The organism is Mesorhizobium sp. LSJC280B00, assembly GCF_000502835.1.
Lineage (GTDB): Bacteria > Pseudomonadota > Alphaproteobacteria > Rhizobiales > Rhizobiaceae > Mesorhizobium.
Genome location: NZ_AYVL01000004.1, coordinates 427,136 through 443,759, shown reverse-complemented (window position 1 = coordinate 443,759; position 16,624 = coordinate 427,136). Strand labels below are relative to the sequence as shown.

Annotated in this window: 15 protein-coding genes; 3 read left to right on the top strand and 12 right to left on the bottom strand. The window is 64.0% G+C overall.

Features of this window, described 5'->3' with window-relative positions:
* Window positions 1–19: 19 nt before the first annotated feature.
* Together X773_RS48330 and X773_RS48325 are read left to right on the top strand one after the other, a co-directional pair.
* The gene (locus tag X773_RS48330) at window positions 20–670 is read left to right on the top strand and encodes an SGNH/GDSL hydrolase family protein (protein ID WP_023675551.1); all 651 of its coding nucleotides are present in this window, start codon (window positions 20–22) and stop codon (window positions 668–670) included.
* Between the two features lie 57 nt (window positions 671–727).
* On the top strand, window positions 728–1,822 hold the full coding sequence (locus X773_RS48325; RefSeq protein ID WP_023675550.1) for an ROK family transcriptional regulator: 1,095 nt from the start codon (window positions 728–730) through the stop codon (window positions 1,820–1,822).
* A gap of 156 nt (window positions 1,823–1,978) precedes the next feature.
* Here the strand turns inward: X773_RS48325 and X773_RS48320 are convergent, their stop codons facing one another.
* Window positions 1,979–2,539 carry a LysR substrate-binding domain-containing protein gene (locus X773_RS48320; protein WP_198023537.1) on the bottom strand — a complete coding sequence of 187 codons (561 nt, stop codon included), beginning with the start codon at window positions 2,537–2,539 and terminating at the stop codon, window positions 1,979–1,981.
* Here X773_RS48320 and X773_RS77275 point away from each other — a divergent pair.
* Complete coding sequence (locus X773_RS77275; protein WP_198023543.1) at window positions 2,429–3,211, top strand: hypothetical protein; 783 nt, start codon at window positions 2,429–2,431, stop codon at window positions 3,209–3,211. The two genes, X773_RS48320 and X773_RS77275, sit on opposite strands and share 111 nt — an antisense overlap.
* On the opposite strand, the gene X773_RS48310 is transcribed toward X773_RS77275, so the two are convergent.
* The 11 genes from X773_RS48310 to X773_RS48260 all read right to left on the bottom strand — a co-directional run bounded on the left by X773_RS48310 (window position 3,124) and on the right by X773_RS48260 (window position 16,611).
* Window positions 3,124–4,005: an SMP-30/gluconolactonase/LRE family protein gene (locus X773_RS48310; protein WP_023675546.1), complete on the bottom strand. Its 882-nt coding sequence runs from the start codon at window positions 4,003–4,005 to the stop codon at window positions 3,124–3,126. The genes X773_RS77275 and X773_RS48310 overlap by 88 nt on opposite strands.
* Window positions 4,006–4,007: 2 nt before the next feature.
* Window positions 4,008–4,976, bottom strand: a complete 969-nt coding sequence (locus X773_RS48305; RefSeq protein WP_023675545.1) for an ABC transporter permease — start codon at window positions 4,974–4,976, stop codon at window positions 4,008–4,010.
* Window positions 4,973–5,950 (bottom strand): ABC transporter permease, encoded by a 978-nt coding sequence (locus X773_RS48300; protein ID WP_245274641.1) that lies wholly within the window; start codon window positions 5,948–5,950, stop codon window positions 4,973–4,975. The genes X773_RS48305 and X773_RS48300 overlap by 4 nt, the downstream gene beginning before the upstream one ends.
* A 57-nt stretch (window positions 5,951–6,007) precedes the next feature.
* Window positions 6,008–7,510 (bottom strand): sugar ABC transporter ATP-binding protein, encoded by a 1,503-nt coding sequence (locus tag X773_RS48295; RefSeq protein ID WP_031211418.1) that lies wholly within the window; start codon window positions 7,508–7,510, stop codon window positions 6,008–6,010.
* Window positions 7,511–7,577: 67 nt separating this feature from the next.
* Window positions 7,578–8,645 carry a substrate-binding domain-containing protein gene (locus X773_RS48290; RefSeq protein WP_023675542.1) on the bottom strand — a complete coding sequence of 356 codons (1,068 nt, stop codon included), beginning with the start codon at window positions 8,643–8,645 and terminating at the stop codon, window positions 7,578–7,580.
* Between the two features lie 166 nt (window positions 8,646–8,811).
* Window positions 8,812–9,876: a sugar ABC transporter substrate-binding protein gene (locus X773_RS48285; RefSeq protein ID WP_023675541.1), complete on the bottom strand. Its 1,065-nt coding sequence runs from the start codon at window positions 9,874–9,876 to the stop codon at window positions 8,812–8,814.
* Between the two features lie 316 nt (window positions 9,877–10,192).
* Window positions 10,193–10,963: a GntR family transcriptional regulator gene (locus X773_RS48280; RefSeq protein WP_023675540.1), complete on the bottom strand. Its 771-nt coding sequence runs from the start codon at window positions 10,961–10,963 to the stop codon at window positions 10,193–10,195.
* Window positions 10,964–11,102: 139 nt separating this feature from the next.
* Window positions 11,103–11,819 (bottom strand): E3 binding domain-containing protein, encoded by a 717-nt coding sequence (locus tag X773_RS48275; RefSeq protein ID WP_023675539.1) that lies wholly within the window; start codon window positions 11,817–11,819, stop codon window positions 11,103–11,105.
* Window positions 11,816–12,826 (bottom strand): C-terminal binding protein, encoded by a 1,011-nt coding sequence (locus X773_RS48270; RefSeq protein WP_023675538.1) that lies wholly within the window; start codon window positions 12,824–12,826, stop codon window positions 11,816–11,818. The genes X773_RS48275 and X773_RS48270 overlap by 4 nt, the downstream gene beginning before the upstream one ends.
* 33 nt (window positions 12,827–12,859) lie before the next feature.
* A complete protein-coding gene (locus X773_RS48265; RefSeq protein ID WP_031211417.1) occupies window positions 12,860–15,259 on the bottom strand; it encodes a thiamine pyrophosphate-dependent enzyme in 2,400 nt (799 codons plus the stop codon).
* 131 nt (window positions 15,260–15,390) lie between these two features.
* A complete protein-coding gene (locus tag X773_RS48260; RefSeq protein WP_023675536.1) occupies window positions 15,391–16,611 on the bottom strand; it encodes a mandelate racemase/muconate lactonizing enzyme family protein in 1,221 nt (406 codons plus the stop codon).
* Window positions 16,612–16,624: the final 13 nt, after the last annotated feature.

Here is a 16,624-nt window from a genome sequence, read left to right as displayed (position 1 = left end):
CAGTCCCGGCGGGAAAAACATGCGATCAGTATTGTGCTACGGCGACTCCAACACGCACGGCCAGATCCCCGGCAGGGGGCCGCTCGAGCGCTATGGTCCCGATGAGCGTTGGCCGGGGATACTGCGTGCACAGCTGGGGGCCGATTGGTATGTCATCGAGGAAGGATTGAGCGGTCGCACCACCGTCCATGACGATCCGATCGAGGGAGCACACAAGAACGGCCGAACCTATCTTCGCCCTTGCCTGCAGAGCCATGCGACGCTCGACCTCGTCATCATCATGCTCGGCACTAACGACCTGAAGATCCGCTTCAACAAGCCGCCGTCGGAAGTGGCGATGGGGATCGGCTGCCTCGTTTACGACATCAAGGAGCTGGCGCCAGGTCCGGGCGGCACCACGCCCGAAATCATGATCGTGGCGCCGCCGCCGATGCAGGACGACGTCAAGGAATGGAAGTCCATCTTCGCCGGCGCGCCGGAGAAATCGCGCCTGCTGGCGCTCGAGTTCGAGGTTCTGGCGGACTCGCTCGAACTGCACTTTTTCGATGCCGGCTCGGTGGTATCCTGCAGCGAAGCGGACGGGTTTCACATCGATGCCGAAGCCCACAGATTGCTGGGCACGGAGCTGGCCCGCGCGGTCGACGCCATCGGCTGGAGCCGCTCGACATGAGCAACCAAACCGCTGCCAGGCAACGCGCTCTTACCGACGGGGCGACCCTTGCCTGACATGAGATTCGCACCACCCAATCCCTTGCGCATCGCGGATCGTGCGAGCGGGCTGAATGCGTTGAGCGTCCGCAGCTACAATGAGCGGCTGGTGCTATCGTTGCTGCTTCAGAACGAAGGCATTTCGCGGATGGAAATCGGCGAGAAGACCGGCCTGTCGGCGCAGACGGCCTCGGTCATCGTCCGCTCGCTCGAGCAGGAAGGCCTGGTCTCGCAGGGCGAGGCGCAGCGCGGCCGCGTCGGGCCGCCCACCATCCCGCTTTCGCTCAATCCGGAGGGCGCCTATGCGGTCGGCGTCGGCTTCAGCCGGCGCAGGATCGACATCGCGCTCATCGACTTCATCGGCACCGTGCGCTTCCACAAGCAGCTGCCGGCGGATGAAGCCAATCCCTTTCCGCAAAGCAGCGATTTGCTGGGAGCGATCGGGCAGGCCATGACGAGCCTGCCGATCGAGGCGCGCGGCCGGGTCGCCGGCATCGGGCTGGCTGTTCCCGACGAAGTCGACGCCATGGCTGCAATCCGCAACGGATCGAGCACCTCCTTGAAGGCTCTGCAAGGCGAGATCGAAGAGCAGAGCAAGCTGCCGGTTTTCGTGCAGAACGACATCACCGCGGCAGCCGGCGGCGAGAGCATGTTCGGCGTCGCAAAGCCGCTGAACGACTATTTGTTCTTCTATCTCGGCGCGAGACTACAAAGCAGGCTTATCCTCAATCACCAGATCTACAAGGGAAACTCCAGCGCAAGCTTCGATCATGGCCTTGTGCGCCTGGAGAGCGAACTGACCAGGCGCGGGCGCCCGTCCCAAATCATCTGGAGCAGCAACCCGGAGTGGCCTGATCTCGGAGAGGCCTACAGCGAATGGCTGGGGGAATGCTCCAATCGCCTGAAAGCGTCGATTTCGGCGCTGACCCAGTTTGTTGAGTTCAGGACGGTCGTCCTGTCCAGCTATGCGCCGCGGAAAATCGCCAAGGCGTTGTGCGCCGACATCAACCGCGAATTCGTCACCATCGAAGCGTTGCCGGCGCGGGTCACCATCAGCCCGAAGGCCGTGGGAGCGGCGAGCCTGCCGTTCAGCTCGCGCTTCATGATCCAGTGATTGTGCCGAACCCGCTCTGTCGCTAGCCGACCCAGGCGTCGCCTCGCTTCTGCTAAAGCAGCCTCACATTACCACTTAGGTTGTCCTCAAGGGCGGTTCGGAATTCCCGCTCGAATACCTGCTGCAGCATCGTCGACACCTGCGTGCGGTTGCGTGTCATGTAGATGTGACAGGGAAGTCGAGCAGCGAAAGGTGGATGGCAAGTTGGCCTTCCCACCGGGCTGCAGAAAACGGATCGACGATCGAAACTCCCAGGCCTTGTGCGACGAGCGCGCAAGCTGTGTCGGCGAAAGGGGTTTCAAAACGGCAGTCGATGGAAATGCCCGCATCGACGAGCGCGCGGTCAATATCCTGCCTGGTACGATCGTCTCGTCCCAAGGCGATGAATGCCTGCTCTGCGAGGTGGGGTGGGTCGATGACAGCTTCGTTGGCAAAGGCATGGTCGAGCGGCGCCACACAGACGCATTCGGCTTCGAAGATCAGATCGCAGCTGATCGCGGTGTCGACCACCGGCGCCTGGATGAGGCCAACGTCAATCTGCCGTCCAGCGGTCAATTCGGCAATCCTCGGTGAGGCGTTGGGCAAAATGCCCATCCGAGCCTTCGGATGGCGGCCGGCAAAATCCCTGAGAAAACGCGGCAGGACGATACTTGCAAGAGCTGGATAGACGCCGATGGCGAGGCCGCCGGCCTCGAGCTGCGTAATGTCGTCCGCCAAGCGGCGAATCCGAGGCATACCCTTGACGATCTGGCCAACCTCCTCGTTGAGCAGCATCGCTTCTGCGGTTGGGACCAGGCGACCCGCACGCCGTATGAACAGCTGAATCTTCAACGCGTGTTCAAGGTTGGAGATGTGCGCGCTGACCGATGGCTAGGCGATATGCAAATGCTCACTTGCGCCGGTCACGGTTCCCGCCTCCATCACAGCCCGGAACGCCTCAAGCTGCTTGTAGTTCTTCGGCGAAATCTTCCGCCCAAAGCCCAGTGGGAAGCAGCCACGGCGCTCGGTTTTCGCTTCACGCGCACGTTGCGGCTGGTGATCGTCCCGCAAGCGGTGCGGCTGATGCTGCCACCGACCGTCGGCTTCATGGTGCAGATCGTCAAGACGAGAGCTGATCGGGCTGACCGAGCTTGCCGGCGCCGCCACACAGGTCAACACCGTGACTTTCAGCCGGTCGTGGCGTTCGGCACGGTGTCGATCATCTACTTCGCGCTGTGCTGGCCGCTATCGCTCTATGCAGGCTATCTGGATACGCAAAGTCGAGACACCGCTGGTCATGCCGGCTGTTTAGCCAAAGCGGGTCAGCCGTTGAACGCTGGCAAGGTCAGGCCCTTGACGCCGACGTCGAGCGCGAACAGTCCGCCCGGATTCTTCTGGCGGACGAAGTGACTGGCCGGACGCCGGAGCACGGCCGAGGTGACGTAGAGGATGTCGAGGTCCTTGCCACCGAACTCGCAGCAGGTCGGCAGGTCGGTCGGCAGCAGCACGGTCTGCATCAGCTCGCCGTCCGGATCGTAGCGACAGACCTTGCCGGTCACCGGGATCGTCACCCAGTAGCAGCCTTCCGCATCGACGGTGGCGCCATCGGCGACGCCGCCGGTCACCGTCATGTCGATGAAGGTACGCCGGTTCTCGATCTCGCCGGTGGCGGCATCGAAATCATAGGCCCACACCGCGCCGGCATGGCTGTCGGAGAAATACATGGTCTTTGAATCCGGGCTCCAGGCCAGCCCGTTGGAGCAGCCGATGCCGTCGATCATCTTGTGGACCGAAAGGTCTGGATCGAGCCGGTAGAGCGCGCCGATGAATTCGATCGGCTGGCCCGGTACCTCGAACATCGAACCCGACCAGAAACGGCCCTGGCGGTCCGGCTTGCCGTCGTTGAAGCGGGTCTTCGGCATATGTGCTTCCGGGTCGACGATCGCCTCGAACTTGCCGGTTGCCGGGTCGAAGAAATGGAAGCCGTTTGTCATGGTCAGCACCAGGCCGCCCTTCTCGCGCAGGCCAAGGCAGCCGAGATATTCCGGCGTCTCGAAGACCTCGTCCTTGCCGTTCGATGGATCGTAGCGATGGATCAGCTTCTTCCAGATGTCGATCCACCACAGCACGCCGGCCTTCGGGTCCCAGAGCGTGCCTTCGCCGAGCTCGGCCCTAGCATCGACGACACAGATGATTTCGACCATGGTCAGCTCTCCTTTCTGCGCATCTTGCCGCCGAGACCGGCGAAGGTCTCGCTGCCGATCGATACGGTGAGCAGGATCACCGCGCCATAGACGATGAGCAGCGCACCGCTCGACAGGTTCAGCGCCGGCAACAGGCCGGTGAGGATGGTGAGCACCATGGCGCCGGCGACGGTGCCGAGATAGTGGCCGCTGCCGCCGAGGATCGAGGCGCCGCCGATGGCGACCGCCGCGATCGAGGTGAACAGATAGGCGTCGCCCATGCCGAGATAGGCCTGGCCGGAATAGCCGGTGAGCAACATACCGGCGAAGGCGGCGGTGAGGCCGGAAATCACATAGGTCAGGATGGTGGTGCGCGCCGTTGGCACACCGGAGAATTCTGCGACGGTGGCGCTGGTGCCGAGCGCATAGAGATGGCGGCCGAACGCTGCCTTGGAGAGCAGCAGCGTCGCCACCAGCGTCAGCGCAAGCCAGATCAGCGCGATGACCGGGAAGGCGCCGATGCGACCTACCGAAAGGTATTGGATCAAGGCCGGCGCCGAAGGCGTCGGCGAACCGCCGGTCAGCACCAGGATCAAGCCTTGCAGGATGACGTTGGTGGCCAGTGTCATGATGATTGGCGGCACGCCGAACTGGGCGACGCCGACGCCGTTGATCAGCCCGATGAAGGCGCCGCCGGCGAGCAGCAGCGGCATGACCCAGACCAGCGGCAGGTCCTGGCCGCCGCACAGCAACGCCATGACAATTGCCGCCGAATTGAGCACCCATGGCACCGACAGGTCGATGCCGCCGCCGATGATGACGAAGGTCTGGCCGAGCGCGACGATGCCGACGAAGGCGGCCAGCACGACGGTGGAGCGCATGTTGGAGACCGACAGGAAGCCCGGCGAGAACAGCGCCGTGACCAGGAGCAGCACGACCATGCCGGCATAGGCAAGCACGATGAGCCGGTTGCGGGCGAGGAAGGCGCTCATTGGACACGGCCCCTTGCGGCTTTCTCGGCGACGGAACTGGCCAGCACCGAGAGCAGCAGGATGACGCCGGAAGCCACCGGCTGCCAGTAGCTCGACACATGCAGGACGAAGACCAGATTGCCGATCAGGGTGAGCACGAAGGCGCCGATCAGCGTGCCGGCGAGATGGCCGCGGCCGCCGAACAGGCTGACGCCGCCGATGACCGCCGCCGCCACCGAAGGCAGGATGTAGTCCTTACCGATGGTTGGCGACCCGGCACCGGTCTGCGTCGTCAGAAACAGTGCCGCCCCCGCCGCGAACAGGCCGGAGAGGCCATAGGTGATGACGTTGACGCGGGTGATCGATACGCCCGACAGGAAGGCCGACTTTTCGTTGGAGCCTGTCGCCTGGATGGTGATGCCGACGAGGGTAGCGCGGAACCACCACCAGAACAGCAGCAGTGCCAGCAGCATCCAGACCGGGCTGGTCAGGCCAAACAGTTGCGCGTAGCCGAAGCTGACCCACCAGCCTGGCACACTGCCGCCATCGGTCGGCAGGATAATCATGGCGACGCCGTTGAGGATCGACCATGTGGCGAGCGTCACCAGGAAGGGCTGTAGCTTGAGCAGCGAGATCAGCAAACCATTGAGCGCGCCGATCAGGAAGCCGAGCGCGAGGATGGCCAACGCCCAAAGGGCGGTGGTCGAGGGGTCGTCGGTGAAGCGCGTTGCCGCGATCACCGTACCGAGGCTGATCATGCCGCCGATCGACAGATCAATGCCGCCGCGCACCAGCACGATGGTCTGGCCGGTCGCCGCCAGCATCAGCGTCAATGCCGCCGCCGTGTCCAGGTTCAGCTCATCCAGCGAAAAGACGCCGGATTGCAGGCTGCCATAGATGGCGACGATCAAGGCCAGCATCAGGCATGCGACGAGGAACGGCGCGCGATCGAGCAGGCGGCCGCGCCAGTCGATACCCGGCTTGGCGGATTTCATTTCTGCGGGCCTTTGCGCCATTTCCACAGGTTGCTCCGCGATCGCCATCACCATGCCTCAGGCCGCCTCGCTTTCAAGCATCGCGGCGCGCAAAATGCCCGCCTCCGAAATGCGGTCGCCCTCCAACGTCGCGGCAACACCGCCGTTGCGCATCACCAGCACGCGGTCGGCGACATGAACGAGCTCCGGCATGTCGCTCGAATGGAACAGGATTGCATAGCCCTTGGCCGCGAGGTCGCGCATCAGCTGGAAGATCTCGCCCTTGGTGCCGACATCGACGCCGCGCGTCGGATCGTAGAGCAGCAGCACGCGCGCTTGCGTGAGCAGCATCTTGCCGAAGATCACCTTCTGCTGGTTGCCGCCGGACAAAGTGCCGGCAAGCTGTTCCGGCGTGCCGGCCTTGATGCGCAGGAAGTCGACCATTTCCTTGACCAGAGCCGCTTCCTTTTGCCGGCTGAGCAAGCCATTTTCGGTGAAACGCCTGATAACGGACAGGGTCAGGTTCTCGCGCACACTCTTGGTCAGAAGCAGCCCCTGCCCGCGCCGATCCTCCGGCACCAATGCGATACCATCCTTGCCGATCAGGGCCTGGCGCGGATTGGCGATCGAAACCGGCTTGCCCCAGAGCTCGATGGTACCGCTCGCCTTGCTGGCGCCGAACAGCGCCTGGAACAGCTCGCGCTGGCCATGGCCCTGCAGGCCGCCGACGCCGAGCACCTCGCCCTCGCGCAGCGCAAAGTCGACGCCGGAGAGCCGGCTGCCGCTCGAAAAATTCTTGACGCTCAGCGCGATGCGATCGGTCGCGGTGGCAATACGCTCGGGGTAGAGCCGGTCGAGGTGCCGGCCGATCATCTGGGTGACGATCTCGTTGTCGGAGACGGCGTTGGCTTCATGCACGGCAATGGTGCTGCCATTGCGGAAGATGGTCAGCCGGTCGGCGATGGCGCGCACCTCGGCCATGCGGTGCGAGATGAAGATGACCAGCCTGCCCTCGGCGGCGAGCTGCCGAGTAAGCTTGAGCAACCACTCCGCCTCCCGCGCGGGCAGCGCCGAGGTCGCCTCGTCGAGGATCAGGATGCGCGGGTCCTTGGCCAGTCCCTTGGCGATCTCGACGATCTGCCGTTCGGCCAGTGTCAGCCGCCGCAATTCCTGGTCCGGGCGCAATACTGGAAAATTGTATTTTTCGAGCAGCGCCAGCGTCTTGCGGCGCATCTCTGCGCGATTGACGGTGCGCAGCAGCGTACGCGGTTCGTGGCGGAACCAGATGTTCTGCTCGACGCTGAGATCGGGGATCAGCGACAGTTCCTGGAACACAGCGGCAATGCCGCGCACCTGCGCGGCATCCGGATTGGCCGGGCGATAGTCCTGGCCATCGACCAGGATCGAGCCGCCGTCGTGCTGCACGGCGCCCGACAGGATCTGAATGAAGGTGCTTTTGCCCGCGCCGTTCTCACCGAGCAGCGCGTGCACTTCGCCGGCACGGGCGCTGAATGTCGCCTCACTCAGCGCGACGATGCCGCCATAGCGTTTGGACAGGCCGTTGACGGTGACAAGGTCCATGCTTGCGCCTTCGAGAAGCTCTCCCGACATCTTGCGATGCCGGGAGACGGGTCGTGGTCAGAAGATGTTACTTGGTACCGGCCGCTTCCGCAGCGGTGATCTCGACCCAGTCCGGCGTGATCGGCAGCGTCAGGCCGGGCGCCTGGTCCGGGAAGGCATTTTCGCCAATCGCGATCTTGATCATCTTGGTGCCAGGATACAGCTTGGACTCGAAGGGATCGGTGGTGACGAAATCACCCTTGACCGAAACCGAGCGCTCGGCCGGCTTCTTGCCGGTGTCGAGAATGTCGACCGCGAGCTTGATCGCTTCCGAGGAAAGATAGGCCGGGTTGGAACCAAGGATGCACTTGGCGCCTTGCGTCTGCGCGCAAGTGACGGCCGCGACATTGTAGGAGAAGCCGACGACCGGGACGATCGGGCGGCCGGCATCCTTCAGCGCCTGGATAGCGCCGGAGCCATAGCCTTGCGTCATGATGCCGTCGATCTTCGGATTGGCGGCAAGCAGGGCCGCGACACCCGACTGTTCCGGACCGAGTGCATAGTTGCCGTTGTAGTAACCGACGACCTTGATGTCGGGATATTTGGCCAACACCTTCTCATAGCCTTGCTGCAACTGTGCCGAGATCGGCGCGCCGGCGAGGCCACGGTCGAGGATGATGTTGCCCTTGCCGCCAAGCTGCGTAGCCATCCACTCGGCCATCACCGAGGGAATGCGATCCCAGTCGGACGCGACGGCAAATGCGCACGGTTCGGTCACCACCTGGTCGAAGCTGATGACGACGATACCGGCGTCGCAGGCCTTCTTGATGGTCGGATTCAAGGCCGAGTCCGAACCGGCATCGACAAGGATGGCGTCCGGCTTCTGGCGGATGATGTTGTTCAGCGAATTGATCTGCGCCTGGACGGTGTTCTCGACATTCTCGATCTTGAGGTCGACGCGGCCCTTCAGCGGCCCCTTGTTCACCGAAACGGTGGCGACACGCTCCATCTGCTGGCGCCAGTCATTGCCGACGAAATTATTCGAGAGATAGATGGTGTAGGGCTTCTTGTTCTCGGCGTGGCTCGGCGCTGTGTTCACCGAGATTGCGGCCATGGCAAGAGCTGCCAATCCCCCGCAAAATGTCTTCAGTTTCATGATCTCTCCTCCTTCGTGTTTCCTGCATCAGCCGGTGACGGACTTCGCCATCTTGGTGGGTGCTGCGTGTAAATTGATACCGGTACCAATGCGCCTTGTCAATTTAAGCGAAGGCGCATTGGAGAGGCCTGGAGGCGACCATTTCGTCACCGATCGGCAGGCATCGTCATTTCGAGCCGGCGGCCTCGGCCGGGGTGATTTCAACCCAGTCCGGGCTGACGGGAAGAAACAGGCCCGGCGCCATGTCCGGAAAGGCATTCTTGCCGACGTCTATCTTCTGCATGGTCGCGTCGGGATACAATCCCGACGGGACCGGATCGGTGGTGAGGAAGGCGTTGCGCAGCAGGATCTTTTTCTCCGCCGGCTTATTGCCGTCCAGTATCTCCACCGCGAGCTTCAAGGCCTCGGCCGACAGATAGGCAGGGTTGGGTGCAAGGATGCACTGGGCGCCCTGGGTCTGCGCACAGGTCGTCGTCGTCAGGTTGAACGGACTGCCGGTGATGGGAACGATCGGACGACCGGCATCCTGCAGCGCCTTGATCGCTCCGGCGCCGTAGCCCTGGACGAAGATGGCGTCGACTTGCGGGTGCGCCGCCAGCAGGCTGGCGACGCCGGCCTGCTCCGGTCCCAGTGCATAGTCGCCGTTGAAATAGCCGACCACTTCAATGCCGGGATATTTCTTGATGACTTCCTCGAAACCACCCTGCAGCTGGGCCGAGATCGGAGCACTGGCAAGCCCGCGATCAACGAGGATCTTGCCCTTGCCGCCGAGTTTCTTGACCAGCCATTCGGCCTCCACGCGCGGTGCGCGGCCCCAGTCGGACTCCATCGTGTAAGCGCAGGGCGCGCTGACGATCTGGTCGAAGGCGATGACCACGATGCCGGCCTTGCAGGCCTTCTCGATCGTCGGGTTGAGCGCTTCGCCGGAGCCCGCGTCGATCACGATGGCGTCGGGCTTGTTGCGAATGATGTTGTTGAGGGAATTGATCTGCGCCTGGACCGTGGTCTCGACCACCTCGACCTTGAGGTCGACGCGACCGGCGAGCGGCGGCTTCTTGACCGCGATGTCGGCGCTGCGCAGCATCTGCTGGCGCCAGTCGTTGCCGACGAAATTGTTGGACAGATATATGGTGTAGGGCTTCTTGTCCTGTGCGTTGGCCGGCACGGTATCGATCGACAGCAAAGTCGTCGCGATCACCGCAAGGCCGGCGAAGAATGCGCCTGCTTTCATGATTTTCCTCCTCCCGTGTTTGGTGTCAGCCGCGCGAACGCCGCCGCCTTTCATGTGCCTTCCAGGCACACCCCCTTATGGACAGACTTTGTTTTGTGCATGCCGTTATCCCGGAACCGCTGCGCACGTTCGGACATGCACCAGGCGAGTGCTCGACATCGGACGGGGTCGCGCACCCACGTTCGATCGTGGTTTTCGGCGCGGCCTTCATCCTAGCTATGATGCTATTATAATTTTATAAAACTGTCCATGGGCGCGATAGGGAAATCCGCACGACGGTGGCGCCGATCGGGGTTCAGGCCAGATCGTTCGGGGTTCAGGCCAGATCGTTCGGCGCGTCGTAGCTGATGCTGAAGAGATCGGCCGGATGCCGCGCGATGGTGAACTCGATGCTCTGCTGGTCAGCCGACTGGTAGAGCATCTCCACACTCAGCACCGCACTGCCCAGCGCGATGCCGAGGTCGTCCGCGATGACCTCATCGGCGATCTCGGCGCGGACCGTGACATGCGCGACGTCCAGCCGAAGGCCGAGATGCCGTTGCACCGAACGAAAGATCAGCACGTCGGAAAAATCGTCCCGCTTCAGCTTCGCTCCGACAGTTGGCGGGAAATAGCTGGTGATCTGAGCCTTCTTCTGCTCACCCACCGACAGGATGCCGCGCAGGCAGTAGCCCGCCTCGTCCTTGCCCATGCCGAAATGGCGCTGGAGCACGGGCGAAACCTCCTTGCGATAGGATTTCACCGTCAACTGCGCGTCCTTGGTGAAGGCCGCCATGTCGGCAAAATTTTTGAATTTCCAGCTCAGATTGACGGACGGGTTGCGCGCCATGACCACCGCCGGTTTCGCCGACCGCTTCCGGATCAGCCCGTCGGCCTCGAGATCGCGCAAGGCTTGACGCACGGTGATCAGGCTGACGCCGAAATGCTCGGCAATGGTCGCCTCCTTCGGCAGTTCGCCGCCGACGGGGAAGGTGCCGTTGCCGATCGGCTCGCGCAATATGTCGGCTAGCTGGCGATAGAGCGGCCCGTTCGAGCGGCCGAGCGTGCGCCGGGGAAGACTGTCGATGGTGGGAACGGAGTTGTCCATGAGCCTCGTCGCGCCTGTGCCGAAGCTTTTATAATAGCTTCTTTCGCCCGAGGCTATGCATGTCGCCCAAAAGTGGCTCCGGTTTTGGGATAACGATATACATAAAGCCAAACACCAACGCCGATGACCATCAACCGCCTCAGACGAAGAGCCTGAGCGGGTGTTCGATCGCCGATTTGAAGGCGGCGAGCCACGCGGCGGCGGTGATCTCGTCAACGCTTGCCGCGTCTGTGACAAGCAGGCATTCGGCATGGTCACCTGCGGCGCTGACCGAGACAGCCAGACGCATGGCGCGGCCCGGCAACAGCGGCAGCATCAGCGGCCGGATGTCGCTCGCGAGCAGCAGGCGGATCGAAAGCAGCGCCGGCATTTCCGCGTCGTCGCGGTTGTCGGCCAGGGCTGCAAGCCGCGTTGCATACAGCGACGTCAGGGGCATCTCAGGGACGGTTGCAAACACCGCCTGACGGTCTGCCAGTTCAAGCGCCACCGGCGCGTCGGCGGCCTTGGCGACATCCGGGACCTCACCGCATACACGACCCGCCGCGCGCAACAGCACGTCGTCGAGGTCGAACGCTCTCCCCGTGCTCTCCAGCGCGGCCAGCAGGTCTCGGAGCGCGGTCAGCGCGACCGACGCCGCAAAAGCGGCAATGCGGGGAACGGCAACAGAAGGGGCGACGATGTCAGGCAGATTTACGGGCGCGGCGACCGGAACGAAGCCCAGCACGTCGGCTGCCAGGATGCGCCCGCCGGGACCGCTGCCGCGAAGGGCTTCGAGCGGAAGAGCGCGCTCGCGCGCCAGGCGGCGTGCATAGGGTGAAACAGCCAGCCGCGGGGACTGCGCCACCGCCATGTTCATTTGAGATACTCCGCATTGACGCAGTTGGTGAGCCGGCCCTCGGCGATATAGGCGTGCACGACCTCGATCGATTTCAGCCTGAGGTCGCGCATCGACGCCGGGCTGTAGAAGGCCGCGTGCGGGGTGACGGCCAGCCGGTTGGCGATCCACGGCTCGCGGCGGCGCCACGCCGCCAGCAGCGGATGGTCGAGGTCACCGGGCTCGTTCGGCAGCACGTCCAGTCCGGCGCCGGCGACGGTGCCCTCGCGCATTGCCGCTTCCAGCGCGTCGAGATCGACGATCGGGCCGCGCGCCGTGTTGATGAGGACAAGCCCAGGCTTGGCGGCGGCGAAGGCGGCCGCGCCAAGCAGCTTGCGGGTTTCCTCGCTCAACGGGGTGTGGACGCTGACCACATCCGCTCGCCCCATCAGTTCGGCCGGCGAATGAACCCGCTCGTAACCGGTCGACAGATCGACGCCGGACAGAAGATGCGGATCGTAGAACACCACCTTCATGTCGAAGGCTGCGGCGCGGCGGGCGGTGGCCAGCCCAATGCGACCAAGACCGACAACGCCGAAGGTGGCGCCCTTGTGCCGACGCACAAGCGGCGCCTTGGAGAAATGCCAGCCCTCGGCGCCATTGCCGGAAAGCTCTGCGCCATAGGCTGATGTACCGCGCGTCAGCGCCAGCATCAGGCCGATGGCGTGGTCGGCGACTTCGGTGGTTCCGTAGTCCGGCACATTGCAGGCCGGAATCCTGCGTGCGCCCCAGCCTGACGTATCGATGTTGTCGAAGCCGACGCCGGAGCGCACGGCGATTCGTGCTTTGGGAAACGCTGACGGGGCGGCGGCGACATTGTGGGTCGGCGAATAGTTGATGACGGCATCGACCGTCTCGCAGACAGCCGGATCGAGACTGGCGGCCTTGTCGTTGGTCGATCTGGCGAGGATGTGCTCGATGTCAGGATAGTGCTCACGCTCGAGTTCGGCTTCGTCGGCGGCTTGCCAGTTGGCGCACAGGATCTTCATGCTTGCCCTTCGGATTTCATTGGGAACAAATGATTATTTCTTGATGCCACCGATGCGGCCGCCCATCGGCACGACCGCGCCGACCGGCTGGTCGATCGCGGCAAGCGTGCCGCTGATCGGCGCCTCGATCTCGACCACCGCCTTGTCGGTCTCGATCTCGGCGATCAGTTCGCCCTCCTTGATCGCATCGCCGACCGCCTTCAGCCATTTGACGACCGTGCCTTCGCTGACGGTGAGATCGCCGAACGGCATGGTTATCGGCTCGTCGTCGCTGACGGCAGGTGCAGTCGTTGGCGCCGGCGTGGCGGGTTGCGGCTTGGCCGGAACAGGCACGGGATTAGCCGACGCAGCACTTTTCAGGCCGACCGTGTACCAGTGATCCGGTACCGGCGGCTTGCCCGCGATGACGTCGCGCACGCCCTGGACGATGCGCGCCGTGTCGACCAACATGGCGCGCTCCAGCACGGGTGCGAAGGGATGCGAGGTCGGCGCGGTGTGCAACCTCCCGGGCGGGGCGTCGAGTTCGTCGAAGGCGAGTTCGTTGATCGCTTGCGCGATCTCGCCGCCAAGGCCGCACATCGCCCAGGCTTCATCGACGATGAGCAGCCGATGAGTCTTACGCACGCTGGCGACGATTGTCTCGATGTCGAGCGGCATGATGGTGCGCGGATCGATCACTTCGGCTTCGATGCCCTCAGTGGCCAGCGCCTGCGCCGCCTCCAGCGCGCGTTGCACCATCTGGCCGGCGGCTACAATGGTGATGTCGGTGCCGGCCCGCGCGATGCGCGCGACGCCGAAGGGCACATAATGCTCGCCGACCGGCACCTCGCCCTTGGAGGCGAACAGCGCCTTGGGCTCGAGCATGATGACCGGATCGCCGGCCCGCAGCGCGGTCTTCATCAGCCCCTTGGCATCGGCCGGGGTCGAGGGCACGCAAACGATGAGGCCCGGCATGTGGGCGAAGATGGGGTGATAGATGCCGCTGTGATGCGGACCGGAACTGCGCAAAGCGCCGGCGCCGACGCGCACCACCATCGGCGCGCTCATCAGGCCGCTCGTCATGTAGCGCAGCTTCGCTGCCTGCAGGAAAATCTGCCCGGCGGTCTCGAAGGCGAAGTCGGCAAACATCAGGTCCGAGACGGTTCGCGCACCGGTGGCCGAGGCGCCGACGGCGGCGGCGGTAAAGCCCTGTTCGGAAATCGGCGTGTCGACCATCCGCTCGGCGCCGAACTCCTGCCAGAGGTTCCTGGTGTGCGCGAAGCTGCCGCCGCGTTCGCCGGTGCCTTCGCCGAAATAGAGGATCGCCGGATTGGCACGCATTTCCTCGGCAATGCCGTCGCGCACCGCCTCGAGCCAGCCTTGCGTGCGCGTCTCGCCGACGGCGCGCGGCTGCAAGGCGGCCGGCGGGTTGATTGGGTCGGCAAAGACATGCAGGCGCACGGTCGCCGGATCGGGCTCGGGCGAGTTGCGGGCCAAGGCCAGCGCCTCCTCGACCACCTTCTCGATCCGGCTTTCGATCGTCGCCAATGCCTCAGCATCGGCGATGCCATAGTCCTCGATCAGCCGCTTGCGAAACATGTCGATCGGATCGCGCTTGATCCAGGCGTCGAGTTCTTCCTGCGTCCGGTAGGTGCCGATAACCGGATCACCCTCATGATGACCGACGGTGCGATAGGTCTTGGCCTCGATCAGCGTCGGACCCTTGCCGGCGCGGGCGCGCTCGGTGGCTTCCTTCATCGCCAGCCAGACGGCGAAGACGTCGTTGCCGTCCACCGCGACGCCGGGCATGCCGTAGGAGGCGGCCTTGGTGGCGATTTCGGGATTGAGCGTGACGGAGTTGAGCGGCGTCGCCGTGGCGTAGAGGTTGTTCTCGCAGACGAAGACCGCGGGCGCCCGCTGCACGGCGGCGAAGTTGAGTGCCTCGTGGAAGCCGCCATGATTGGCGGCGCCGTCACCGAAGAAGGCGACGCCAATGTCGTCGCGCCCTTGCTGGCGCGCGCTCATGCCGATGCCGACGGCATGACCGATGCCGGCGGCGACGATGCCATTGGTGCCGAACAGGCCTACAGAGCGGTCGTAGAGATGCATGGTGCCGCCGCGGCCGCCGCAAATGCCATCGGCCTTGCCGAACAGCTCGGCCATCACCCGGCCGGGGTTGGCGCCCTTGGCCAGCGCATGGCCGTGGCCACGATGGGTTGAGGTGACCCAGTCGGTCGGGCGCAGATGCGCGCAGACGCCGACACCGGTCGCCTCCTCGCCGATATAGAGATGCAGGAAGCCGGGGGTCTCGCCCTTGCGGCAAGCGATCTGGGCAATGCTTTCGAAGCGGCGCAACAGCACCATGCGTTCGAACAGGTCGAGCAGGATTTTCCGGTCGGGGAGGTTTGGCGCACCCCTGGGATCCTCGCGTGCGCGCGCCGCAGAAATTGCCACCAAAGCCTCCCTGAATCCGTCCGGTGCCGGGCGGCAAAGCGCCGGCGGCGAGCTTGTCGGTCACTCGCTTCGGTCCATCATAGATTATAATAGCATAATGTCTACTGGCTCCGAAAAGAGCCTGATGACGGCTAGCTTTTGGTGACGCGCACCGTCGCGTCAGGCCGCTGGAACAGCTCCGGCCGCAGGCTGGGGCCAAGCCCCGGCCCTTCGAGCGGCGCGACATGGCCATTGCTGACCTGCGGAATGTCGGCGACAATCTCGGTGTACCAGCCGGTGAAATAGGCGCGCACCGCTTCCTGGTAGTTGACGTTCGGCAAAGTCGCCGAGAGCGCGCAACTGGCGGCATAGACGATCGGCCCGGTGCAGTCGTGCAGTGTCACCGGCAGTTCGCTGGCCTCGGCCAAGTTGGCGATCTTGCGCGCTTCCGAGAGCCCGCCGCACCAGGCAAGATCGATCATGATGACCGAAGCGGCGCGCTTGTCGATCAATTGCTTGAACATCTGCCGCGAGGCCAGCCGCTCGCTGGCGGCGATCGGAATGGAGGTGTGGCGGACAAGCTCGGCCATGGCGTCAAGCTCGTTGTAACGGATGGGCTCCTCCAGCCAGGCGACGTCATAGGGCGTCAACGCCTCGGCGATGCGCAGCACTGGCGGCAAGGTCCACAACCCGTGCAGCTCGACCATGATCTCCATGTCGCGGCCGACGGCGTCGCGGATTTTCTGGAAGGGCTCCAGCGCCTTGTCGAGGTCGGCAAGCGAAATGCGGGTGCCGTTCGAGGCCTCGGCGGCGATGTCGAACGGCCATATCTTCATCGCGCCGATGCCTTCCGATTTCAGGCTCTTGGCGAGGTCGCCGGCATTGTAGCGCCAGGCGAGCAAATCCTCATATGGGCCTTCGTTCGAGTCGCCAGCCTTAAGCGACCAGTCTTCGCCACGTTCGAACAGCGCGTTCTTCCTTGTGGCGCGGACATGCTTGTAGCCGGCGCAGGTGTTGTAGATCGGCACGGTCTTGTGGGTACGGCCGCCAAGCAGCCGCCAGACCGGCTCGCCGAGCGCCTGGCCATAGATATCCCACAGCGCGATGTTGACGGCGGAATTGCCGCGCACTTCGGCGCCGGAATCGCGCGCGCCGACATAGACGCTGCCCAGCGTGCGGTCATGCAGCTCGATGTCGCGCGGATCCTTGCCGAGGAGATAGGCGGCGACATTGTCGTGGATATAGGAGGCGACCGGACCCGGCGCCCAGAAAGTCTCGCCGGTGCCGATGAGGCCGGCATCGGTGTGGACGCGCAGCCAGAACAGGAACGGGAACTCCGCCAGCTGCAGCGTTTCGAGCGCAACGACTTTCATCTTTTCCTCCCCA

Coding starts and splice junctions, on each gene's coding strand:
- X773_RS48270 (WP_023675538.1), bottom strand. CDS start 12,826: ATGAAGATCCTGTGCGCCAACTGGCAAGCCGCCGACGAAGCCGAACTC.
- X773_RS77275 (WP_198023543.1), top strand. CDS start 2,429: ATGGCGGCCGGCAAAATCCCTGAGAAAACGCGGCAGGACGATACTTGC.
- X773_RS48300 (WP_245274641.1), bottom strand. CDS start 5,950: ATGAAATCCGCCAAGCCGGGTATCGACTGGCGCGGCCGCCTGCTCGAT.
- X773_RS48280 (WP_023675540.1), bottom strand. CDS start 10,963: ATGGACAACTCCGTTCCCACCATCGACAGTCTTCCCCGGCGCACGCTC.
- X773_RS48285 (WP_023675541.1), bottom strand. CDS start 9,876: ATGAAAGCAGGCGCATTCTTCGCCGGCCTTGCGGTGATCGCGACGACT.
- X773_RS48275 (WP_023675539.1), bottom strand. CDS start 11,819: ATGAACATGGCGGTGGCGCAGTCCCCGCGGCTGGCTGTTTCACCCTAT.
- X773_RS48330 (WP_023675551.1), top strand. CDS start 20: ATGCGATCAGTATTGTGCTACGGCGACTCCAACACGCACGGCCAGATC.
- X773_RS48305 (WP_023675545.1), bottom strand. CDS start 4,976: ATGAGCGCCTTCCTCGCCCGCAACCGGCTCATCGTGCTTGCCTATGCC.
- X773_RS48295 (WP_031211418.1), bottom strand. CDS start 7,510: ATGGACCTTGTCACCGTCAACGGCCTGTCCAAACGCTATGGCGGCATC.
- X773_RS48260 (WP_023675536.1), bottom strand. CDS start 16,611: ATGAAAGTCGTTGCGCTCGAAACGCTGCAGCTGGCGGAGTTCCCGTTC.
- X773_RS48325 (WP_023675550.1), top strand. CDS start 728: ATGAGATTCGCACCACCCAATCCCTTGCGCATCGCGGATCGTGCGAGC.
- X773_RS48290 (WP_023675542.1), bottom strand. CDS start 8,645: ATGAAACTGAAGACATTTTGCGGGGGATTGGCAGCTCTTGCCATGGCC.
- X773_RS48310 (WP_023675546.1), bottom strand. CDS start 4,005: ATGGTCGAAATCATCTGTGTCGTCGATGCTAGGGCCGAGCTCGGCGAA.